This is a genomic window from Bacillus sp. M5A3_1b (genome assembly GCF_053345335.1).
On sequence record NZ_JBKEZY010000004.1, the window covers coordinates 28642 to 52202 of the forward strand.

Annotated in this window: 25 protein-coding genes and 2 pseudogenes; 22 read left to right on the forward strand and 5 right to left on the reverse strand. The window is 31.7% G+C overall.

The annotated features are described in order from the left end of the window. Nucleotides 1-104 precede the first annotated feature (104 nt). Entirely contained in the window at nt 105-677 is a 573-nt protein-coding gene (locus tag ACLBWW_RS12665; RefSeq protein ID WP_098633657.1) for a DJ-1/PfpI family protein, read from the reverse strand. Between the two features lie 261 nt (nt 678-938). Here ACLBWW_RS12665 and ACLBWW_RS12670 point away from each other — a divergent pair, with 261 nt between their 5' ends. The 3 genes and pseudogenes from ACLBWW_RS12670 to ACLBWW_RS12680 all read left to right on the forward strand — a co-directional run. Next, nucleotides 939-2162 (forward strand): methyltransferase domain-containing protein, encoded by a 1224-nt coding sequence (locus ACLBWW_RS12670; protein ID WP_098633658.1) that lies wholly within the window; start codon nt 939-941, stop codon nt 2160-2162. 112 nt (nt 2163-2274) lie between these two features. After that, entirely contained in the window at nt 2275-3570 is a 1296-nt protein-coding gene (locus tag ACLBWW_RS12675; protein ID WP_098630736.1) for an MFS transporter, read from the forward strand. A 90-nt stretch (nt 3571-3660) separates the two neighbouring features. Further along, nucleotides 3661-3792 (forward strand): annotated as a pseudogene (locus ACLBWW_RS12680) (methyltransferase family protein); the annotation flags it as partial. Nucleotides 3793-3844: 52 nt separating this feature from the next. Here the strand turns inward: ACLBWW_RS12680 and ACLBWW_RS12685 are convergent. After that, nucleotides 3845-4558 (reverse strand): hypothetical protein, encoded by a 714-nt coding sequence (locus ACLBWW_RS12685; RefSeq protein WP_095205749.1) that lies wholly within the window; start codon nt 4556-4558, stop codon nt 3845-3847. Nucleotides 4559-5054: 496 nt separating this feature from the next. Here ACLBWW_RS12685 and ACLBWW_RS12690 point away from each other — a divergent pair, with 496 nt between their 5' ends. Both ACLBWW_RS12690 and ACLBWW_RS12695 read left to right on the forward strand, forming a co-directional pair. Then, nucleotides 5055-5855 (forward strand): GNAT family N-acetyltransferase, encoded by an 801-nt coding sequence (locus tag ACLBWW_RS12690; RefSeq protein ID WP_098080124.1) that lies wholly within the window; start codon nt 5055-5057, stop codon nt 5853-5855. A 45-nt stretch (nt 5856-5900) separates the two neighbouring features. Beyond that, nucleotides 5901-6764 carry a glycerophosphodiester phosphodiesterase gene (locus ACLBWW_RS12695; protein ID WP_048547176.1) on the forward strand — a complete coding sequence of 288 codons (864 nt, stop codon included), beginning with the start codon at nt 5901-5903 and terminating at the stop codon, nt 6762-6764. Nucleotides 6765-7029: 265 nt separating this feature from the next. On the opposite strand, the gene ACLBWW_RS12700 is transcribed toward ACLBWW_RS12695, so the two are convergent. After that, nucleotides 7030-7491, reverse strand: a complete 462-nt coding sequence (locus ACLBWW_RS12700; protein ID WP_048547178.1) for a DUF2306 domain-containing protein — start codon at nt 7489-7491, stop codon at nt 7030-7032. A 174-nt stretch (nt 7492-7665) separates the two neighbouring features. On the opposite strand from ACLBWW_RS12700, the gene ACLBWW_RS12705 reads away from it, so the two are divergent. Further along, nucleotides 7666-8196, forward strand: a complete 531-nt coding sequence (locus tag ACLBWW_RS12705) for a DUF4269 domain-containing protein (RefSeq protein ID WP_098047636.1) — start codon at nt 7666-7668, stop codon at nt 8194-8196. 45 nt (nt 8197-8241) lie between these two features. On the opposite strand, the gene pdxR is transcribed toward ACLBWW_RS12705, so the two are convergent. Beyond that, the gene (gene pdxR / locus ACLBWW_RS12710) at nt 8242-9675 is read right to left on the reverse strand and encodes a MocR-like pyridoxine biosynthesis transcription factor PdxR (protein ID WP_447614057.1); all 1434 of its coding nucleotides are present in this window, start codon (nt 9673-9675) and stop codon (nt 8242-8244) included. Nucleotides 9676-9823: 148 nt separating this feature from the next. On the opposite strand from pdxR, the gene ACLBWW_RS12715 reads away from it, so the two are divergent. The 16 genes and pseudogenes from ACLBWW_RS12715 to ACLBWW_RS12790 all read left to right on the forward strand — a co-directional run bounded on the left by ACLBWW_RS12715 (nt 9824) and on the right by ACLBWW_RS12790 (nt 22329). Further along, complete coding sequence (locus ACLBWW_RS12715) at nt 9824-10738, forward strand: DMT family transporter (RefSeq protein ID WP_048547183.1); 915 nt, start codon at nt 9824-9826, stop codon at nt 10736-10738. A 122-nt stretch (nt 10739-10860) separates the two neighbouring features. Beyond that, complete coding sequence (locus tag ACLBWW_RS12720) at nt 10861-12222, forward strand: glycosyl hydrolase family 8 (protein ID WP_098221905.1); 1362 nt, start codon at nt 10861-10863, stop codon at nt 12220-12222. Nucleotides 12223-12383: 161 nt separating this feature from the next. After that, the gene (locus ACLBWW_RS12725; protein WP_098047639.1) at nt 12384-13307 is read left to right on the forward strand and encodes a nucleoside hydrolase; all 924 of its coding nucleotides are present in this window, start codon (nt 12384-12386) and stop codon (nt 13305-13307) included. Between the two features lie 76 nt (nt 13308-13383). Next, nucleotides 13384-13842 (forward strand): GNAT family N-acetyltransferase, encoded by a 459-nt coding sequence (locus ACLBWW_RS12730; RefSeq protein ID WP_098633659.1) that lies wholly within the window; start codon nt 13384-13386, stop codon nt 13840-13842. Between the two features lie 30 nt (nt 13843-13872). Further along, nucleotides 13873-14211, forward strand: a complete 339-nt coding sequence (gene cutA, locus ACLBWW_RS12735; RefSeq protein ID WP_098132811.1) for a divalent cation tolerance protein CutA — start codon at nt 13873-13875, stop codon at nt 14209-14211. Between the two features lie 25 nt (nt 14212-14236). Beyond that, the gene (locus ACLBWW_RS12740) at nt 14237-14683 is read left to right on the forward strand and encodes an NUDIX domain-containing protein (RefSeq protein WP_098132766.1); all 447 of its coding nucleotides are present in this window, start codon (nt 14237-14239) and stop codon (nt 14681-14683) included. 199 nt (nt 14684-14882) lie between these two features. Next, the gene (locus ACLBWW_RS12745) at nt 14883-15149 is read left to right on the forward strand and encodes a heterocycloanthracin/sonorensin family bacteriocin (RefSeq protein WP_447614058.1); all 267 of its coding nucleotides are present in this window, start codon (nt 14883-14885) and stop codon (nt 15147-15149) included. A 101-nt stretch (nt 15150-15250) separates the two neighbouring features. Continuing rightward, the gene (locus ACLBWW_RS12750) at nt 15251-16267 is read left to right on the forward strand and encodes a serine hydrolase domain-containing protein (protein ID WP_098132764.1); all 1017 of its coding nucleotides are present in this window, start codon (nt 15251-15253) and stop codon (nt 16265-16267) included. Between the two features lie 31 nt (nt 16268-16298). Beyond that, nucleotides 16299-16442, forward strand: a complete 144-nt coding sequence (locus tag ACLBWW_RS12755; protein ID WP_000653369.1) for a hypothetical protein — start codon at nt 16299-16301, stop codon at nt 16440-16442. Between the two features lie 283 nt (nt 16443-16725). Further along, a complete protein-coding gene (locus ACLBWW_RS12760; RefSeq protein ID WP_098047645.1) occupies nt 16726-17934 on the forward strand; it encodes an L-lactate MFS transporter in 1209 nt (402 codons plus the stop codon). Between the two features lie 289 nt (nt 17935-18223). Continuing rightward, nucleotides 18224-18625 (forward strand): annotated as a pseudogene (locus ACLBWW_RS12765) (cadmium resistance transporter); the annotation flags it as partial. Nucleotides 18626-18756: 131 nt separating this feature from the next. Beyond that, nucleotides 18757-19173 (forward strand): GNAT family N-acetyltransferase, encoded by a 417-nt coding sequence (locus tag ACLBWW_RS12770; protein ID WP_048547199.1) that lies wholly within the window; start codon nt 18757-18759, stop codon nt 19171-19173. A gap of 219 nt (nt 19174-19392) precedes the next feature. Next, nucleotides 19393-19908: a DinB family protein gene (locus ACLBWW_RS12775; protein WP_447614059.1), complete on the forward strand. Its 516-nt coding sequence runs from the start codon at nt 19393-19395 to the stop codon at nt 19906-19908. Between the two features lie 281 nt (nt 19909-20189). Next, on the forward strand, nt 20190-20633 hold the full coding sequence (locus ACLBWW_RS12780; protein WP_000757634.1) for an NUDIX hydrolase: 444 nt from the start codon (nt 20190-20192) through the stop codon (nt 20631-20633). A gap of 30 nt (nt 20634-20663) precedes the next feature. Then, a complete protein-coding gene (gene dnaN, locus ACLBWW_RS12785; protein WP_098630743.1) occupies nt 20664-21794 on the forward strand; it encodes a DNA polymerase III subunit beta in 1131 nt (376 codons plus the stop codon). 22 nt (nt 21795-21816) lie between these two features. Next, complete coding sequence (locus tag ACLBWW_RS12790; protein WP_048547205.1) at nt 21817-22329, forward strand: NUDIX hydrolase; 513 nt, start codon at nt 21817-21819, stop codon at nt 22327-22329. 122 nt (nt 22330-22451) lie between these two features. Here the strand turns inward: ACLBWW_RS12790 and ACLBWW_RS12795 are convergent, their stop codons facing one another. Then, a complete protein-coding gene (locus tag ACLBWW_RS12795) occupies nt 22452-23414 on the reverse strand; it encodes an MBL fold metallo-hydrolase (protein ID WP_048547207.1) in 963 nt (320 codons plus the stop codon). Nucleotides 23415-23561: the final 147 nt, after the last annotated feature.

The following is a 23561-nucleotide window of genomic DNA, read 5'->3' on the forward strand; positions in this document are numbered from 1 at the left end:
TTTATTTAATTAAATTGGAATCGGAGGTATATTACGTCGCCATCAAGCAAAAAAGCTCATTTTATCGGTTTTGGGAGCAACCAATCCCTCAACTTGATTTGAAATTAAAAATATAGACCTTTGCCTACTGGCTGAACAGTTTCTAGCACAGTATCGACCATTTTTTCATTGATTAAGGTTCTTATAATCCAAGCTGAAAGATCTTGAGCAGCAAAACAACCTGCAGCAGTCGAGATATTTCCTTCGTTCACGAAACTTTGTTCAATAACGTCCACATCAAATTCCTTAAGCTGTTCTACTGCGGATGGATATGTAGTGGCTTTTTTACCTGTTAGCAATTTCTTAGCACCTAGTAGTAATGAACCAGAACACATAGATCCTATTAATTGTCTTTGAGGATCTACATGAATGCTATTAAGATACTCTTGATTTTTATATAAATCTTGTACACCTTTACCACTTGCAAATATTACTGCGTCAGCGGTAGGAATATGAGATATGCTTCCTGTCATGGGAATACGTAAGCCAGACATGGATATATGAGTTTTTCCCGTTCCTAATAGTTGAACGTTCCAATCAGAAATACCGCCAACTAAACGTACACGATTTAATAAATCCCATGGTAGAAAAACATCTATATCAGTAAAGTTATCGAAACAGACTATTGCAACTTTCATTTTTCAATCCCTCATTCCGTATGTATGTCCCCTTATTTAGAATATAAACTCCTCCTTTTTATTTTCTATATTAAGTTGTAAATTCCTGTATATTCTATGCGATGGAAATTTAATTAAATAAAAGGATTATACACCTTATAAAATATGTGGCATTCAAATACCCCATACATAATGTAAATAATGTTGTTTCGAAAGTTTAAAGGGTTTTTAAATATAAAAATAGAAATCTATATAAAAATATATAAAAATGGTAGGGGTATTATGAAAATTGGTAAGTTTGGAGAAGTAAATAACATAAGTATTGATACAATTAGACATTATATGGATCTCAGCCTCATTATTCCTGAAAGAAAGGGATCGCATTATTTTTTTGATGAGTATTGTCAAACAGATTTAGAACTTATATTACATTACAAAGATCTAGGATTTAGCTTGAATGAAATTAAAGAACTATTTTTTTATAAAAAATTAGCGAAATCTATGAATTACGAAAATGATCCTTTTTATCAATCTTTATTTAAATTGAAATATGACAAGATGGAACAGGAAATAGAAATTTTGGTGAAGAGGCGGGATAAATTAAAGAAAGTGTTACATGATTTATTATTAACAAATGAAACTTCAAATTCAATTATAGGGATAGATTTAAGCGTACTGCATTTGCTTACATGTTCTAAGTGTAGTAAAAAACTAATTCTTCAAGATGGAATTATTAATAACAATCAAATTACTGAGGGGAGGTTACTTTGTAATTGTGGTGAAGAATACATTATTACTTCAGGAATTATAACTGCTGGTAAATCATTTAAATTAAATGAGCAAACGTCACTTGAAGATACTATTTCGGATTATATTCATGAAACTGATAATGCTTATTTGGAAAATATGCATAGAGAAGGGGAATGGGCGAAAAAGAAACTAATACATTTAAATTTAAATAACAAATTAATACTGGATTTAGGATCGGGACTTGGATTCTTTTTGAGAAACATTTATGAAGAACTGCCCGAAGATTGCCTATACATTGCAGTGGATCGAGATTTAAATAAACTTTTATTTTTAAAAGATGTATTAGCGAGAAGAAATCCGAAAAGAAACATTCTCTTTATCTGTGCTGATTTTTTGAATATCCCTATTCAGAATCAGTCAGTTGATATTGTAATTGATCATTCTGGTACGAGCAATTATAGTTTTGAGCATGAGGATTTTTTACTTCGCGAATTAAATCCACTTTTTAAAACGGATTGTTATTTAGTAAGTTTATTTATTTTATTTAAAAATTTCAGCTCAAATAGCCAAATTAAAAATAACTTTCGAGAAAATTTTACACTTTCAAAAGTAACGAAAGAAATCCAAAATCTACACTTTCAATCCATCGATGAAAGTACTTCAAATTATTTGAAACGAGGAGGAAAGTACGAGGATTTCTTTGTTCAAGGAGAAGAAATTTATACATATTCATTTTTCGGAAAAAGATGGGGTTAACCCCATCTTTTATTTATTTTCCCTGAAAACTTTTCAAATAGTACATATTGCGATTGGGTTGACCCAAGAACTTACAATGTACGTAACACAAAATTAGGCAGGGGGAAAAGTGATGGGAAGTTTACGATTACATATAGAAAATAATAAAAGAAACCAAGAACTAAGAAATATTTGTTTATATTCAATTGCAAAAACAGTATCAATATTTGGTACCGCTATGTATAGTTTCGCATTAGGATTATATGTTTTACAAATAACTGGATCTGCGTTAAATTTCGCAATTACGCTCATATTAGGAACGATTCCAATGATTGTTATGAATCCATTTGCTGGTGTAATTGCTGATAAAGTTGATAAAAAGAAACTCGTCGTTTGTATGGATCTACTTAGTGGCTGCTTATTAATAGCTGTTTATATAGTAAGCAGCCACTATGGATTAAATTTATTCATCATTTATACTACTACATTTCTTATGACGGTATTTACAACCTTTTTTGGAATAGGGTTAGAAGCTGCGAAACCGAATATCGTCTCTAAAGAGAGGCTTATGAGTATTAATTCTATAAGTAAAATTATCGATTCTGTATCTTTAATTCTTGGCCCTATGTTAGGTGGTATCGTTTTTTCAGTATTTGATATTAAAACTTTTATCATTATAAACGGTATTTCATTTATTCTTTCCGGGATAGCATTACTATTTATTCACTTTAAACTGTTCGAGTGTAATATAAATGAGGAAAATGCAAAAAGAAGAGTTAATTTTATTAAAGATATAAAAGAGGGGGTTTCTTACTTACTTGAAAAGGAAAGCTTAAAGAATACGTTTCATATTTTAATTTCGTTTAATTTCTTCTTAGGCTTTGCTGTAACTGTTCCATTGCCATACATTATTAACACAGTACTCAATCTTGGTTCTAAGCAATTTGGTATCATTCAAGGGACTTTTCCAGTAGGGATGATAATTGGTGCAATTGTAGTAAAAAAGATAACTGATCGTTTTTCTTACTCTTATCTTTTGAAAAAACTAAGTTCTATGTTGTCAGTTTTTATGATTATTTTAGGAATTCCAGTTTTATTCAAAAGTTTTGAAGTGAATGATTTAGTATTCGTTATTACGTATTGTGTTGTTATGATCTTTTTAGGGTTTATTATAGCGCTAATTGATATTCCTTTAATTTATTTCATGCAAAATGAGATTCCCGATGAATACAGGGGAAGGGTTCTCAGCATTGGATTAAGTATAGGTAAAATGATGCTCCCTATAGCAATGGCACTATCTGGTCTATTATTAAATTATATCCCAGCGTACACCATTCCAATTGTAGGGGGATTCTTATATTTAATAGTAATTAAAGTTTCATCAAATCGTTTCATATTAGAGGTTCATTCGAAAGATTATAGTGCTTAGTAGATTCTTAGATTATGTATAGAATGGATACTGCTACCTCTTTCAAGCTAAGAAAAGCAAATACTATAAAACGAAATTTATAGTTTGTGAATTCCTATAGGCCTATTCTTTGTATTTGTTTTTGACTATATTCCGCAATCTGATGATTACTTACAGAATAAGTACGGTGAACAATTTACAGTGTATAAACAGAAAACAAAAAAACTAATACCGTTTATTTAGTAAATCAGTTTCATAAATTATAAAAAGCGCAGGATCATCATCCTGCGCTTTTCTATCGTAATTCAGCTGTTTTTCTAATAACAATCTTATCAATATCATCTTCTTCATCACCATTAAATAACCCGCGTTCTTTTAAATACGCCTCAAAATATAAATCTGCTTCTGCACGTTCATCATATGGTTTTACAGATAGAACGAAACCTAATTTGTTTTGTTCCTCTAAATGAGAAGTGGAGATGTAGGCCGGTACATTATGGCGTAAAAAGAGTTCTTTAACCGGAATAATCATATCTTTCATTAATTTCGTTAACATACCCATTTCAAACTCGAAATTAAAGCGATCTATGCTACATAAATCAGCGAATACTACACCGATAAAACCTGTATTAAATACTTCTTGATATTCTACATCTTCGTCATTACCGTAAAAATTCTTTTCGATTAAATAATTTATAAAGTAAGCAACACCGTCACTTTGTTCAAATGGTTTCGTTGAAAGAACAAAGCCGATTTTCTTTTGTTTATGTAAATACACACATGACATGTATGCTGAAATGTTATGTTCTTTAAATAGAGAACTTGTTGCTCCAGAGAGGCCATCAAGTACGTGATGAACAATTTGAAGTTTTTTACGAGCGAAATAATAGGATTTCTTTTGTAACTCCAATGTATCAATAAAGACAGAGCCGATAAAGCCTGTATTTGAAATGATAGGTGTTTGCTTTTTTCTTCCTCTGCGCTTTGCTTGAGCCATTGTAAAAATCATCCCTTCATGTACAATTAAAATAAAAAGAACGTTTGTTCGTATATTTATATTGTACTATTAAAACGCTCTAAAGTAAAGGGTTTTTGACGAAAAAAACAACAAAAAAGACACCTATAAAAGGTGCCTTAAACGCTGTAGGGAAGAGGGTTCATTCCAACAATTTATATTATGATACAGAAACGATCTCTTCTGCATCTTCTACATCTAAATGACAGTCCATAGTACGAACATCTTGATCTTCATGACTTCCGAAATAAATAGTAATTTTCATATGTATCGCTCCTTTATTCTAGGAATACCTAAAATAATTACTAGTAATGTTACTATTTATTATATACCACTTTTTTCATTCCGACAACGTTATATCATTTTTAATTCTTTTAGGGCAAAAAGAGTGATGTATAGAGATATTTTTATAGAAATAGATACATTTCTTATGTGTTATATTTAATACTGAAGAATTCGAAAACGAATTTTTATGAAAGGAGCAAAATGAATGAATTATAAACAGTTACTAATAGATAACTTCACATATAAAACCTCATATATTGCGCGGCAGATACATGGAATGAATGTAAAAGAAACGAAGGATTACATTGCTGTCGACTGTGGTTTACCGGCAGATACATTTAATATCATTACTATACTAAACAATAATTTAACGGAAGGTATTGAGAAACTATATAAAGTGGTAAACAACTATAATCAAAAGAAATTTCCAATGAGTGTTTGGTTTTGGGATGATAGGCATGAGCAGACTATAAAAAGCGAATTAATAAAACTTGGCTTAAAAAAAGCAGAACAAAATATCGCGATGATAGCAGACTTAAAAACAATTCATCCATTAATAAACATGACAAAAGGTTTTACGATACAAAAAGCATCTTCTTCAGGACACATCAAAAAGTTTGGAGAAACGTTAGCTAATCTATTTGGTACTTCAGAGGAAGGTACACATGTACAAGCATTCTACAATGAAACTGCTTCTTTCGATTTATGGAATAGTGAGAATATGAAACTATATTTAGGGATTTTTAAAAATGAAGTCGTATCTGTTGGTTCATTAGTATGTACAAAAGATAGTATTGGTATTTATGATATAGCAACGAAAGAAGAAATGAGAGGGCAAGGATTTGGCTCTACTATGTTTAATTACTTGCTACAAGAAGCAAAGGAATTAAACGTTTCTCAATGCGTATTACAAGCTTCACCTGATGGGATTAATATTTATAAAAAGGCTGGTTTTCAATCTGTTGGACAAATGACTGTATTTGAAAATAGACGTTTAATTGAATAAATTATTCAATCTAAATTGCTTTCATGTAGGAGTTAATACATCATTATGAAAAAAATATATATCGTTACAATCATTTTCACCTTTATAGTAATAGTCACTTTTTCTTTTCATAAAGTAAATGAACTTAAGTACACAAAAGCTATTAATCAATCAAATCGTATAAAAAACATTGCACATAGAGGAGCTTCTGCGTATGCGCCGGAACATACAATACAAGCTTATAAACTAGGACAACAATTAAAAGGAGATTATATAGAAATTGATCTTCAAATGACAAAAGATGGACATTTAGTAGCTATGCATGATGAAACAGTAAACCGCACTACAAATGGTAAGGGGCTAGTTAAGGAACATACATTAGAAGAAATAAAGCAACTAAATGTAGGTTCTTTTTTCAATGAAAAGCATCCAGCTTTAGCAAAGAAAGAATTTGAGGATGCTACAGTTCCAACACTAGAGGAAATTATTGAAACGTTCAGGAATAGTACTAATTATTACATTGAAACAAAATCGCCAGATGAATATCCCGGTATGGAAGAAAAGTTATTAGAAATTATACAGCACTACGAAATAAGTGATAAAGTTATTATTCAATCATTTAGTAAAGTAAGTTTGCAAAAAATTCATAGTTTAGATGTTCATATACCTCTAGTACAATTACTACCTTACAAAAAGGCAGTTCAATTAACTGAATTAGAGATAAAAAAGTATAAAACATACTGTATCGGTATTGGGATGAACTATAAATATATTGATTCAGCTTATGTAAAGAGAATAAAGAAACACGGATTAGAAGTTCATCCATTTACTGTAGATAATGAAAAAGATATGAAAAAGTTACTTCTATGGGGAGTTGACGGGATGTTTACGAATTACCCGGATCGTTTACATTCGTTATTACAATCTTGAATTATAATGGTGTAATTATCACTGAATCAATACAACAAGTACCCACAAGTATACAAAGATAGTTTGTGGTCCAAATGGTAACATCATTGAATACATAGAGTCGATATTGAAATGAAATCCGAAAAAGAATCCAATATTTTTATTGGATTCTTTTTATTTAGCTCCAAGTGACGAACTTAAAGTAATTTGAATTTGTTAATAAAATATTACATTGAGTATGATTTTTTGTAATTACCATTAGAAAGTAACGAAATTGTAATGAATTTTAACTACGCTTTTTATATTTTTTTGATACACTGACTACGAGAGGAATACCGATTAATGTAGGTAAAAACCAAAACCATATAGGCGGTAATAAATTAATTATGGGAATATGAATACCAACGTTTACTAAAAGTGCGGTAACGGCACCAATATAAGAACCTAACATACCTCTAATATGGTGATGGAGCCAATTTTTCCAACGTTTTTTTCGTGCGAGGTATCCATATATCGCAAATGAATAAGAGAAAATTGCTACATAAAATAAATATGCGATTTTATCCCAGTTTATAATGGATAATATAATTGCGGTAACGGTGATCACAACATAGGATGCATGATATATTTCACCCCATTCCGTATGTTTTCCTTTCTTCTTCTGAGCCACCATCGCTACAATACCGGTGATTAAACATATTGTTCCAAATAATATGTGGATGGTTAAAAGAACGTTGAAAATGCTCATAATAATTCCTCCTTTTTTATTTTTATAGTATTGCAGTATAGGAGAAAAGTTGAAACATATTGTTTATTCGCCTTAATATAGTGAAATAAAGATGCTTCTAGAACAAGTTTAATCGGACAAATTTTTCTTGAATTTAGTGAGACACGTATTACGTGAAATGAAGGAGAGACTTTCATGTTTACATCTATTACATATTTACAATCAGGGAATGACAAGCAACAAAAGGTATATGATGTTTTGAACAAACTAAATATTATGGAGGATTTAGCTTTGTATAGTCCCGTTCTTTGTGGGACAATCCCTATAAGAATTGATACTCTTCAATCTGACTTAGATATAGTAATGGAAGTACATAACTTTGATGTTTTTGAACAAGAAATGAGATCTTTATATGGTTCTTATGAAGGGTTCAAAATAAAAAAGAAAAAAATGAAAAATATTGAATCGATAAAGGTAAATTTTAAATTTGAAGGTTTTGAATTTGAATTATTTGCTCAGCCTAAGCCAGTGCGTAATCAAAATGCATATAGACATATGATAGTAGAGCATATGCTATTAATGCAGCATCCCCATATAAGGGAAGAAATTCTTCGCTTAAAAGAGAACGGTTTAAAAACAGAACCTGCTTTTGCTCAAATATTAAATATTGACGGAGATCCTTATGAGGAACTTATTTTGTTAGGGCAGGAAATGAGATTGTGGTAAATAAGATACACAAAAACTCCTCTATAGATAAAAGAGGAGTTTTTGTTATGCCATGAGCTTACGAATTAATTCACTTAGTAATTTAATCCCGCTAGTCATTTGCTCTGGAGAAGCATATCCATATGATAAACGAATGTATTGATTTGATTCTTCTTCATAAATACGTCCTGGGTTTAAAAGAATTCCTTTTGATAGCGCCTCTGAAAATAATTTCTTCATCGGAATGTTAGGTACAATCTTTAGCCATATAAAAAATCCACCAGTAGGAATATCCCACGCCGCAACATCTGAACAATACTTATTTAAAGCTTGTATCATGATTTGTCTTCGTTCTTTTAATTGAATTCTTACGTTTGCTACATGTTCTTCATAAAAACCTTTTTTTATCCATTCAGCAGCAACTCTTTGAGATAAAGAGCTCGATCCATAGTCTGTTTGCATTTTTATATCTGACAATCTATCAATAACTGGTTCGGGTCCAATGATCCATCCAATTCTAAGTCCTGGGCTAAGTGTTTTAGAAAGACTACCAACATATAATACATGTCCATGTTTATCTATTGACTTTAAAGGAACTGGAGGTGGTTCATCAATCCATAACTCGCGGTAAATATCATCTTCAATTATAGGTAACTGTTCCTTTTCACATATTTTTATTATTTCTTTTCTTCGTTCTTGAGACATTAATGCCCCTGTTGGGTTTTGAAAACTAGGGATAGAGTATAAAATGTTTTTCTTTTGACTGTATTTAATACGTTTTAATAATTCGTTAGGTAAAATACCGTGATTATCCATACATATACCAGATAGATTTATATTTGCTGATTGAAATACATGAAGTGAATATAAGTAAGAAGGTTGTTCAAGTAAAACGGTTGATTCTCGATGTAAAAGACCAATTGATATTAATTGGAGTGCTTGTAATGCACCAGAGACAATTAATATAGAACTGGCTGAAGTATGTATTCCGAATGATTTGACGTATTTACTAATTGCTTCACGTAACGGCAAAAAACCTTTTTGTTCTTCGTATCCAAAATAATCTATTTCGTCACTTACGCTTTTCATAATAGACTGCATAGTTTCTAGCGGGAAAATTTGAGGCGCAAGTTCACCTTTACTAAGATGGATAAGTTCTTTATTTGCTTCTGCTTCATTGATTTCTCGTACCATTAACTTGCTAGGTTTGTGAATACCAGCTTTTACATAGTCACTCCAATCAGGCGGGGGATTCGTCGCTAATAATGACCATGTATTATTTGTTACAATTGTTCCTGCTCCAATTTTCCCTTGAATCAATCCATCTGCCATAAGTTCATCTAGCGCAGTTATTACAGTACTTCGATTTACATGAAATAATTTGGCTAACTGCCGTTGACTAGGAATCTTACTTCCAATAGGCCATTCTCCATTTTCAATTTTTTCTTTCATAAAGTTTACTATCTGCCGATACTTAGGCAGTTTTTTATTAGTTGTCATAAAAAAACTCCCTCGTTCACTTTACAAATGCCAAGTGGTTGGTTTTTACGATAAATAACTGGTTGAAGACATTGTAACAACTATTAAATATGATGAAAAGAAATAATTGGTAATTATAAAGTGGTTGGTTTGAAGGGGGAGAAAAAACATGAATTATAAAAAATGGGACTTTCGGATTATTTATGCTCATGCTTTTACGATTTTAATATGGGGGACTGCCTTTCCAGCAATTCGCATGGGGCTCGAATCTTATACACCTGAGCACCTTACTTTACTACGTTTATTAATTGCTTCATTTATTCTTCTGTTGTTTTCTTTTATATACAAGTTACGACTGCCGGACTTAAAGGATATCCCAGCAATTTTTATATTTGGTGCTTTAGGATTTACTGTTTATCACATTGCATTAAACTACGGCGAAAAAACAGTAAATGCTGGATCTGCAAGTTTAATTGTTTCAGTCACACCTATAGTAACGGCTATTTTTGCATCTGTTTTTTTGAATGAAAAAATGAAATTAAATGGTTGGATCGGTGGTGTAATTAGTTTTATAGGAATTGCTTTCATATCATTTAGTCAAGGAGATGCTATTCAATTGAATAGTGGAGGATTATTTATTTTATTAGCAGCGATTTCAGAAAGCTTATTTTTTGTTTTCCAAACTTCTTACTTGAAAAAGTATGGCTTCTTGCCATTTACTATATATACAATTTTATCTAGCACTGTATGTATGCTTATTTTCTCGCCGGGAGTGTATACAGAAATACTAGCAGCTCCTCTTGAAGTGAATATGAGTGTTATATATTTAGGTTTATTTCCAACAGTACTCCCATATATCGCATTGGCGTATATCATATCTCATTCTGGTGCTGCTGAGGCAACAAGTTCTCTATATTTAACTCCAGTAACTGCATGTTTTATTGCTTGGTTATGGTTAGGTGAAGTACCGACTTTTGTTTCAATAATTGGCGGGGGAATTACTATACTTGGAGTTTTAATTACTCATATAGCACTATCAAAAAAAGAAAAATATACAACTCTAGTAAATAATAAATCAATATAAACTCATTCCATAACCACTTTATTATACTTTCTTTTGTTGATAAATATAATATTTTGTATTTCAGTTAAATATTGTATGTTACATTTTATGTAGTAAGCATTTTAAAAGGAGATGACAACATAATGAATGGAAAAAGAAAAATTTTCACATGTATTTCTATTATAGGAATCGGACTAGCTAGTTTTTCTAATTCTAGTTTCGCAGCAAATGGAACGGACAATTCAGTACAAACTTCTATTCCCATAGTTAATCAACAAGTAGCTGCTGTAAAAGAAATGAAACCATTTCCCCAGCAAGTTAATTATGCAGGTGTTATAAAACCGAATCATGTTACACAGGAAAGTTTAAATGCTTCTGTAAGAAGTTACTACGATAATTGGAAAAATAAATATTTGAAAAATGATTTATCTTCTTTACCTGGTGGTTATTACGTAAAAGGAGAGATTACGGGTGATGCTGATGGGTTTAAGCCACTTGGAACTTCAGAAGGTCAAGGGTATGGGATGATAATTACAGTATTAATGGCTGGTTATGATTCGAATGCTCAAAAAATCTATGACGGTTTATTTAAAACAGCAAGAACTTTTAAAAGCTCTCAAAATCCTAATTTAATGGGATGGGTTGTCGCAGATAGTAAAAAAGCACAAGGCCATTTTGATTCTGCTACTGATGGGGATTTAGATATTGCGTATTCTCTTCTTCTTGCTCATAAGCAGTGGGGATCAAATGGAACGGTTAATTATTTGAAAGAAGCACAAGACATGATTACAAAAGGTATTAAAGCTAGTAATGTTACAAATAATAATCGACTAAATTTAGGAGATTGGGACTCTAAAAGTTCACTTGATACGAGACCATCTGATTGGATGATGTCACACCTTAGAGCATTTTATGAATTTACAGGTGATAAAACTTGGCTTACTGTTATTAATAATTTGTACGATGTTTATACGCAATTTAGTAATAAGTACTCTCAAAATACAGGACTTATTTCAGATTTTGTTGTAAAAAACCCACCACAACCCGCACCTAAAGACTTCTTAGATGAGTCAGAATATACAAATGCATATTATTACAATGCTAGTCGGGTACCATTGAGAATTGTAATGGACTATGCGATGTATGGCGAGAAAAGAAGTAAAGTCATTTCTGATAAAGTCTCCTCATGGATTCAAAATAAAACGAATGGAAATCCTTCTAAAATTGTGGATGGTTATCAATTAAACGGATCCAATATTGGTAGTTATCCAACTGCTGTATTTGTTTCACCGTTTATTGCAGCAAGTATAACAAGTAGTAATAATCAAAAGTGGGTAAATAGCGGTTGGGATTGGATGAAGAATAAGAGAGAAAGCTATTTTAGTGATAGTTATAATTTATTAACTATGTTATTTATTACAGGAAATTGGTGGAAGCCTGTACCTGATGATAAAAAAACACAAAATATAATAAATGATGAAATGTATGAAGGATACGATAAATAATCAAATTTGAGAATAGTTACTTAGGACAAGGAATTAGCATATGCTAGTTCCTTTTTTATAACTTGTAAAACACTATCCATTTTAAACTTTGCATAGATATACTTGCTTTTTTCATATACATAGTTATTGATGAATCTATTTTTTTGAGGGGAGAGTATTTCTTGGAAAAAGTATTATTTTTCGGAGACCCAGGTATTGATGACTCATTTGCCATTATGTATGGTTTACTGCATCCCGAAATTGAAATCGTCGGTATTGTAACTGGATACGGAAATGTTGAGCATATACATGCTGCACATAATGCAGCGTATATTTTACAGTTAGCAAATAGACAAGACATTCCTGTCATTAGTGGTGCAACAAAACCACTTACAGAAGAAATTACTACGTACTACCCTGAAATTCATGGTTCAGAAGGATTAGGGCCCATCCATGTTCCAGAAAGCGTATTATCTATTCCAATATACAATTTTGGTAGTATCGCTTCGATTCTTATAAAGTACGGAAAAGATTTAACGATTGTCGATGTAGGGAGATCTACCTCGTTAGCAATTGCTTTTAATTTATGGAGTGACCTGATGCTAAATATAAAAGGTATCTATTTCATGGGTGGCGTCTTTTTAGAAGTAGGAAATGTAACACCATTAGCGGAGGCAAACGTGTATGGTGATCCAATAGCAAGTAAAATTGTTTTCCATCAAGCAAAGAATTTATTAATATTCCCTTTAAATGTAACAAACAAAGCTGTATTAACACCAAATGTATTTAACTATATTCAAGCTAATACAAAGAATCCATTTCATATGATAATGAAACCAATGTATGATTACTATTTATCTGCATACCAAAAACTTAATCCATCTATCGAAGGGCCTTTGCTACATGATGTGGTTGCAATAAGTGGATTAGTAAATCCAAGTTTTTTTGAATTTGTGCATCGTACCGTACATGTAGATACATACGGAGAAACGAAAGGACAAACATTTGCTGATTTTCGCCTTAGCTCTATGTCTGAAGGAGCCCGTATAGCATTAGAAATAGATGAACAAAAATTCATTCAAGATTTTATAAAAATTATGTTATAAGTTGTTGTCGAAAAAGGGAATTATTTCACTACGTTGAATATAAACATACATCCTCTATATAAAGGAGCTTACAATATTGAATGTCCAGTTAAAGGTTGTTACGAGAGAAAATTGGGAAGAAGCATTAAAGCTACAAGTTAAAGGGAATCAATTGAAATTTGTTCCATCTGTAGCGGTTTCACTTGCTAAAGTATATATAAAACCGGATGGTGACAATGTAGAATACATACCATTTGCTATATATGATGGTGAACTTATAGTTGGCTTTATTATGCATGCTATTGTAAGAGAGACATCGGATATGTATTGGATTAACGGATTTATTATTGATCAATCGCAGCAAGGAAATGGTTATGGAAAAGCAGCATTACAAGAAAGTATTGATATAATAAAAAATACTTTTAAATCGTGTAAAGAAATTAGATTAACCGTACATAAAGATAATATCTCTGCAAAGAAATTATATGAACGATATGGTTTCCAATCATTAGAACAGGAGTATGATGGTGAGCAAGTATATCGTTTATTCGTTTAACTATTATGAAGTAAAGGCGTGAAATGAAATATGCAATTTAATGAAGTGAAAATTGAAGTGTTTATTCCTGAAGAATATATTGAAACATTAAGGGGTGAATTAAATAAAATTGGAGCATGTAAAACGGGCGAATATGACCATTGTCTTTCTTATAGTTCAGTGAAAGGATATTGGAGACCGTTAGACGAGGCATCTCCTTTTAATGGAGAAATTGGTCAAATATGCGAAGGACAAGAATGTAAAGTTGAAATAAAGTGTAAACGAGAACTTGTAAAAGATGCACTTGAAGTTATTAATGAAATTCATCCGTATGAAACACCTATGATTTATATTATACCTATACTAAATGAATATTTTGAGCAACTATAAATTGAATAATTAGGAGGAATATCGATTGAAAAGTAAATTTCATCATATTGTACGAGCAGTCATGATAAAAGATGAAAAATTATTAGTTGCTGAATATATTGGCCATCATTATTTCTTGCCAGGGGGCCATATTGAAATCGGAGAATCAGCAGAGAATGCATTAATAAGAGAGTTAAGAGAAGAACTTGGAGTAAACTGTAGTATACAACAATTTTTAGGAGTCATAGAAAATCAATGGCAAGATAAAGAAGTGCTTCATCATGAAATCAACCACATTTTTGAAGTAGAGTCACAAGATTTACATATAGACTTAACACCGAAATCTAGTGAGTCCCATTTAGCATTTCACTGGATACATTATAATAAAGAAGCCTTAAATCATTATGAAATCATGCCAATGCCTTTAGTGAAGGAATTACTAAAAAGAAAGTTAAGTGATGAACTACTAAATTGTTGGATTAGTAATTTTTAAATCACTTTATTTATAGTAAATACGTCCATCGAATGAATATAAAGAAAATAGGCTAAAAAACAAGGTACATCACCTAGTGTAAGTTCATATTTTGTTGATGTACGCATTTAGTCTATAGCCTTGTTTCTACTTTAATTACAAAAATTTATTACCTTTAATATTTGGACGGAATTTACATTAATAAATGGAGGGTTTTATAATGAATCAGTTTCAACAAGAACTACAATCATTAAACCTTAATGATTATCAAACTGGTAATGTTGTTTATTGGGATCAAGTACAAAATCAATATCCATACTATTACATTCAAGACGATGCACGTCGTTGCGGTGGATGCGGAGGTTGTGGTGGACGCTGTGGCGGATGTGGCGGCAGATGTGGTGGTTGTGCAGGTCGTTGCGGCGGATGTGTAGGGTGTGCAGGATGTTTCGGTTGCTTTAATTGCTGGAACTGGTGGATTATTTAGGTATAGAAAATCAAAACTATTTTACATGAAAGAAAGGTGTGAAAATTGTTTTGCACTTTTCTTTCATGCTGTAATTTCGATGTGTATTAAGGGGGAGTTATTTGTATACATATGATAAGTTGATTTCTTGGGTAGAGAATATAAAAGAAAAAAATCATAGTTCTGCAGCAGCACTTTGTATTATAAAAGATAATAAAATCGTACTAGAGCATTATAGTGGTTATCACTCAAATATATCTACAAACAAGAGAGTAACAGCATCTTCACAATTCAACGTTGCTTCTGCGAGAAAAAGTTATTTAGGTTTAATGGTAGCATATGCACTTTACGAAGGGAAAATAAAATCTATTGATGATGCAGCAATAAAATATTTTAGAGACTTTGATCCTGTATTGCTTGGTAAAACAACGATAAGACATTTAGTAACACATTCGCACGGATTAGAAGAAACGAATGACGGGACAATTTTTCGTGAATTTGAACCGGGACAAGCTTGGGCGTATAGAGATATTAATGTAAGAATGATGACACATCTGATTTATAAGCTATATAACAAAAGTTTTCCCGAATTGTTAAAGGAGCGTGTATTTGATCTAGCTAACTTTAAAGAAACAGGTTGGAGAATTCAGCAAGATGAAAATTTAGTTGAAGTTGTTAATGATCCAAATGAAGATGCAATTAGCGCAATTGGTACAGTAGATGACGGTACGGAAAAAAATCTGTTTGTTTCAGCTAGAGAATTTGCTTATTGGGGAAATCTTCATTTAAATCAAGGTGTATTAAACGGGAAACAAATTGTTCCAAAAAAAGTGATAGAAATTGCGACAAGTTTACAGAGTCCAACATTTACAAACAATGAACTACCACAAAACGGGGTATTTTGGTTCGTTCAAAATGAACTTGCGCTTTTAAGCGAGCTTGGTGAACGCGTTCCAAAAGGATCGTATCAAATATTAGGAATTACCGGACCGACTATATTAGTAATACCTGAATATAATGTAGTTGTTGCGAAAATGTATAATAAAAGATATAACTACGGCGGTGATAATTATTTATATTATTTACGTGAATTTAGCAATTTAGTCGCTGATACATTTCGTAACGGTAATAGGGCATAATTACTCCTATAATGAAAAAGGAGTGAAAAAAATGAAAGATAAAATGAATAAAAACAAAAAACAAAATATAAAAGATGTGAATACAGAACAAAATGCAATTTATAGCGATCCTAAAGATGCTGCTAATATGCAAACGGTACCGCAGCCGAAGGATTTTGATGAAATCGAATATTAATTTTTATCCATCCGACTATATGACGAATGAAAAATACATCTTAAGTCCCATCACATGACAGAAGTCTTTTGATATCATATATACATAAGCATTTGAAAATGTCTTATCTTAACAAAGCTTTCTTTAAGTAAATCTAATATAACCTGCAAAAAGACACTTCAAAATGAAGTGTCTTTTTGTGTATATGAACTTAATTTCCATTTTCCACACAGTATCTTGCTTTTTATGATGGTTATACTAACTGTGAAAATTCATGTCAAGATAAAAGAAGGGGACAGTTAGTATGAAACAAACTTCTATAAATCCGTTACTAATTGTTCTAGGTACAATTATTGTTCAAATTGGCCTTGGAACAATTTATACATGGAGTTTATTTAATCAACCCCTTGTTAGTAAGTTTGGATGGAACCTCAATTCAGTAGCGATAACTTTCTCCATAACAAGTTTTTCATTATCATTCTCAACCTTATTTGCAGGAAAGTTGCAGCAAAAATTAGGACTTCGTAAACTCATCGCTACTGCAGGGATTGTTCTGGGACTTGGTTTAATACTTAGTTCGCAAGTTTCTTCCTTACCATTACTATATTTATTAGCTGGTGTCGTTGTTGGTTATGCAGATGGAACTGCTTATATTACATCACTATCTAATTTAATTAAATGGTTTCCAAATCGAAAAGGACTTATTTCTGGCATATCTGTTTCGGCATATGGAATGGGCAGCTTAATCTTTAGATATATAAACGGAAGTCTTATCGATAGTCTTGGTGTTTCACAAGCATTTTTATATTGGGGTATCATCGTTTTACTTTTAGTATTAACCGGATCGTTCTTCTTACGTGAAGCAATAGTGAGTAATACTGTAACTGAGACATTACACAATGATTATACGCCTCGTGAAATGATGCGAACGAAACAAGTATATTTTTTGTTTTTTATGCTATTCACATCGTGTATGGGCGGTCTATATTTAATCGGTATGGTAAAAGATATCGGAGTACAGCTCGTTGGACTTAGTGCAGCTACTGCTGCTAACGCCGTTGCAATGATTGCAATTTTTAATACGGTAGGTAGAATCGTTCTTGGAACGTTATCAGATAAAATTGGACGAATGAAAATTGTTTCTGCAACGTTTATAATAATTGGATTGTCAGTCTTTACTTTAAGTTTCATTCCTCTAAATTACGGCATTTATTTCGCTTGCGTAGCCAGTGTTGCCTTCTGCTTTGGTGGTAACATTACAATATTCCCGGCCATTGTCGGAGATTTCTTCGGCTTAAAAAATCATAGTACAAATTACGGAATTGTTTACCAAGGTTTCGGATTTGGTGCGCTTGCAGGAGCATTCATCGGAGCACTACTTGGTGGGTTTCAACCAACCTTTATTATAATTGGTGTGCTATCTGTTATCTCTTTCGTTATTTCAATATTAATTCGTCCACCAAAAACAGAAAAGAAAAAAGAAACAAAACATTTATATCGGAAAATAGCTTAATTCTGGAAAAGAGTCCTAATAAAGGGCTCTTTTTATATTACAAAATATTTGATTTCCCCTTTTTAATAAATGTGTAGGAAGAAAAGAGTTACTTAATTCAAAATGAAATGATTTGAAAAGTAATAAAGTGATTTATTTCTCAACGAACGAAGTAGCAGATTAGTAAAATATTCATATGGTTTTATAAAGGAACTGAAATGTTATTTTAAACCTACATTAACCAATTTTTTTATTAGACATGAAATTCATTTATATACCAGTATTTTATTATAAAGGTAGTTGGCTTATATTGGTTACAACCATAATTTCTTCTTTTATGGCATTCACTTCAACAAATATTGATGACATTTTTATACTCCTTGTTTTATTTTCACAAGTAAAGACAAGAGTAATTAAGAAAGAAGGTAGAGCTGTCCGGGAAAAAACTAAGATGAAAGAACTTTATATTGTTGTTGGACAATATTTAGGATTTAGTGTGATTACTTTTCTAAGTATCATTGGTTCTTTAAGCTCTTTTTTCATTCCTGTTTCGTGGATCGGATTATTAGGATTCGTACCAATTTATATGGGAGTGAAAGGAATATTGTCACTTCGTTCTTATAAAAGGAAGGAAGTCATTGATAATGTTTCTGGTTCAATATTTAAAGTAGCTTCGATTACATTAGCTAATGGAGCTGACAATAAAGCCGTACTACAGATAAAATGTAGTACGGCTTTTCTTTATTTTAGTGAAATGAAACAGTGCTCTACGACTATTAAGTTAGACAGGATATTACGATTATTAAATTGAATAGATACTTTAAAAGGAGTGTGCTACTTAAAATGAAAATAGTAAAACAATGGGTCCAAGAAGATAGTGATTACATAAGAGAAAAAGTAATTGAATATAACCAAAAACATATTTCGGATGAAGAGAAAAAGCCTTCAGAAAAAATTAGTTTTATAGTGAGAAATGAAAAGGAAGAAATTGTAGGTGGAATAACTGCAATTACATTTTGGCACCACGTACATGTCGATTTCCTTTGGGTTTCTGAAGAGTATAGACACGAAGGCTACGGAAGCAAGTTATTAAAGCTTATTGAAGAATTTGCAATTAAACAAGAGTGCAGGCTAATCAATTTAGATACTTTTAGCTTTCAGGCACCTGCGTTTTATAAAAAGCATGGATATAAAGTGATTGGAGTAAGTGAAGATCATCCGAAAGGACATAATCATTACTATTTAGAAAAACGTTTATAAAGTGTATATAGAATTAACGTTAGTATTTGGAATACAAATTTATCCTTTTGGATTATGCATTTAAAGGAGAATCTTGAGTGAATTCATATTTAGAGGCACTTCTAAAGCAAAAAAGATTGGATTGGATTAGAATAGTAGTGATGGGAAACTATTTTTTATAGCGAATATATTTAAAATAGGAATCTAAATGTGGACATTCAAATAAAGGGGGAAATTCTTATGAATTCATTTGTGAATGACAATTTTTATGAAATAAGAAAAAATCTATTCGAGGAAATTACGATGTTGAACGATGCGCAATTCAACAATAAACCAGATAAGAATAAATGGAGTATAGCACAAGTATGTCATCACTTAGTTTTATTGGATAAAGTGGTTATAAAGGTTATTTCATCTGGCTTAAAAAAGATTGATAGTACCCTAAAAGAACGTCGAGAAATTCACTCTATATTACAAGATAGAGCGATAAAATTTGTAGCTCCAGAAATGATTGAACCAAGTTTAGAACTATTTGAAGTGCAGCAAATGGTTGATTTGTTAAACAAATCGAGAAAAGAATTAATGCGTTTCCTAAGTACAATAGAAGATGAATCTATATTAACGAAAAAATCAGTGATACATCCAGCTCTTGGAGAATTACTTCTTGATCAGTGGATAGAACTAATCTATTTGCATGAACAGCGTCATATAGAACAAATCAAAGAGATAAAATTACTTTGTGAAATTGGGAAGTAAAAAATCTTTGGCTATTAACAAAAAATACGGGTCTCATATGTATACTTTTAAAATTGATCTAAAGAAACGTTAATTTGGAATCCGTTTGTTATATAAGTTTAACCTCGTCTCAAAATAGGAGCGGGGTTTTTACTAATTGAGGAGTTATTCTGGCATTTTCATTTAGTATTAATTTAATCAATTTTTATTCTAATACTTCGGGAACTTACTATTAAACCGAGTTAATGATAGAATGATAAACAGACAGAAAATTCCCTTTATTAAAAACAGAGGAGGTACGTATGAAAAAAGTAAATGTTACATATGCACTTTTATACGATAAAACAAACGAAAAAATCTTAATGGTAAAAAACAAAGGGAAGAATGGTTCATATTACACGCTACCAGGTGGCGCAGTTAAACTGGGAGAAACGTTAGAAGAGGCAGTAATTCGGGAAGTGAAAGAAGAAACCGGACTCCATATAACTGTAAACGGCATTTGTTACATTAGCGAAGCTTTTTTCGAAGAGAGAGGACACCATGCAATTTTCTTTAATTTTTTAGGTGAAATAATTGACGGGGAGACAAATATAACAAGGCCAAAAGAAATTGAAGAGATTACTTGGATGGAATTACATAGAGCAGCACCACATTTACGTATACCAGAACACTTATTAAATATATTACAAAGGAAAGAAACAGTACCTTACTTTTTTAACGGAACAATCGTTCATCAATCTTCATAACATTATCATTTCATGTAAGGCGGGGGAAGAATGGAATTTATCGTAAATCATAAATGTTTAACTCAAGCACTTTCAGAAGTAAGTAAAGCTGTATCTACTAAAGCTATAATCCCTATATTATCTGGTATAAAAATAACTGCAGATCAATCTGGAATTACTTTAATCGCAAGTAATTCAAATATTTTTATTGAAAAGTTCATCCCTAGTTCCAACGAAGACAACCAAATTACAACTATAGTAAAAACAGGAACTATTGTAGTACCTGCAAAATATTTCATTGAAATTATAAAGAAAATGCCAAGTGATGTATCAATAAAAAGTAAGGATGAGCAAATCATTGCGATACAGTCAGAAGAAATCACATTAAACTTAAATGGACTTCCAACATATGAGTTTCCGAATGTACCACTTATAGACGATCATGCAAAAATACAAGCAGAAACAGAACAATTGATTGAAGTGTTTAAACAAACAGCCTTTGCAGTAGCTAAAAATGAATCTAGACCTGTTCTTACCGGTGTTCATTTAGAGTTAGATCATAATAAATTAATTTGCGTAGCAACTGATTCACATAGACTTGCTATACGCGAAACGATAATTTCTACAGAGGTGAAAGCAAGTTGTATCGTACCAAGTGCAACTATTAGTGAACTGCTAAAATTAATGAATAGTAATTCAGAATTCGTATACATCTATCTTTCAGAAAGTCACATTATTTTTACATTCGGCACTACTACATTATATTCAAGATTAATTGAAGGAAAATATCCTAGTATATCTAGTTTAATTCCAAATGACTTTCAAACAGTCATTAACATAGATAGAAAAAAGATTTTACAAGGTGTAGATCGATCAAGCTTATTAGCAAGTGAATGGGCAAATAACAATGTCAACTTAGAAATCATAAACGAATCCACAATTAAAATTTCTTCTAACGCTTCTCAGATTGGAAAAATATCCGAGACACAACAGATAGATGCGATTCAAGGTGAAAAACAATTAAATATATCTTTCGATGGACGATTTATGATAGATGCTTTAAGGGCGATAAAAGAAGAAACGGTTACGTTAAGCTTCAGCGGTTCTATGAGACCGATATTAATTGAAGCAGGGACACCATCTGCTGCAGTACATCTTATATCTCCAGTAAGAGCTTATTAATAACAAGGGAAGGAATCACATTATGTACAAGCACACTTTATGTTTTATAAAGAGAAATGAAGAGATACTTATGTTAAATAGAGAATATGACCCTGTAAAAGGATTATGGAACGGGGTAGGTGGAAAGATAGAAAAGGGAGAAACACCTTTAGAAAATGCGATTCGTGAAATAAAAGAAGAGACTAATATAGAAGTTACGCATGAACAAATTCAGTTTAAAGGCATTATTATGTGGGAAGACTCATCTTACTCTGGTGGTATGTATGTTTATTTAGTAGAGCTACATAATGAATTTACATATCACACTCCCAAAAAAGTATCAGAAGGAATTTTAGATTGGAAAGAGATTTCTTGGATTCTAAGTGACTATAATTACGGCGTAGGAGAGATGATACCTAAATTTTTACCGAATTTACTCCACAATGAATTAATATTAGAGCACAATTTTGTTTTATCTAATCATAAATTAATAGATTATAGGAATGCAGAATTGATTAAGCAGAATAGTTCTATAGATAACGTAATTCAATTGTAAAAAGAAGGAATTCACCTCAAAGTAGAGTTTCAGATAGCAAAAAGGCAAACATAGTGAGATAAACTTAAATACGGAAAAAGAGCGAATCACTTATAAGAAGGTTCGCTCTTTTTTATTTAAAATTAAATTTCTCGCCACCATGCTGATGAAGGATAGTCTGTAGATTTTAACGTAATAGATTCACCAATTTGTGGAGTTGCAATATTAATTCCTAAACGCTTTGCTTCTTTCGTAACTCGTTCAATTGGATCACTCCATTCATGTAATGCCAATGTAAAAGCACCCCAATGAATCGGAAGAAGTAGATCTCCCTTCACGTCAATATGAGCTTGAACCGTTTCTTCAGGTAACATATGAATAGCAGACCATCTTGTATCGTATTGCCCGCATTCCATTAAAGTAAGATCGAACGGACCGTATTTATTTCCAATTTCCTTAAAGTGAGGAGCATACCCGCTATCACCACTAAAGAAAACTTTAGTATCTCGACCAAGAATAAGCCATGAACACCATAACGAACAATCTCTATCTGTCATACTCCGTCCAGAGAAATGCCTTGCAGGTGCACAAACTAACTTTATATTATCAAACGCAATTTCTTCCCACCAATTATGTTCACTAATTTTACTAGGTGAAACACCCCATTTCATTAAATATTGCGCAACTCCAGTTGGGACGTAAAAGTGCTTTGCATGATCTTTTAACAGCATAATACTCTTATAATTCAAATGGTCATAGTGATTATGAGAAATGATAACCGCATCAATTTCTTGAAGATCTTCACGTTCTAAAGAAAAAGCACCACTATAACGTTTACTAGTAAACAGAGGAAACGGGGAGGAGGCATCTCCAAACATCGGGTCTAATAAAAATTTTTTACCCTCTATTTTTAAAAGGGAAGCAGAGTGCCCAAACCATGTCACACTCTCTAAAGACTCATTATTTTTATCCGATAAAACAATAGGTAAATTTTTTACAGGACGCAGCTTTGTTTTCATTTTAAAGTAATCAGTTATTAAACCGATTATATCTTTCGGTTTAAAACTTACATCAGTATGAATTTGATTTTTATATTTCTTTTTCATTCGTTCTCCTTTTTACGTTTAACAATATACGTATGTTGTTATTGTAGCTAATTGTAGTTTAAACGAAATTATATTACCTTTCATCTTAAATGCATTACATTTCATAAATTCGTCAAATTCATTATTCTTATATAAAAAATGTAAATT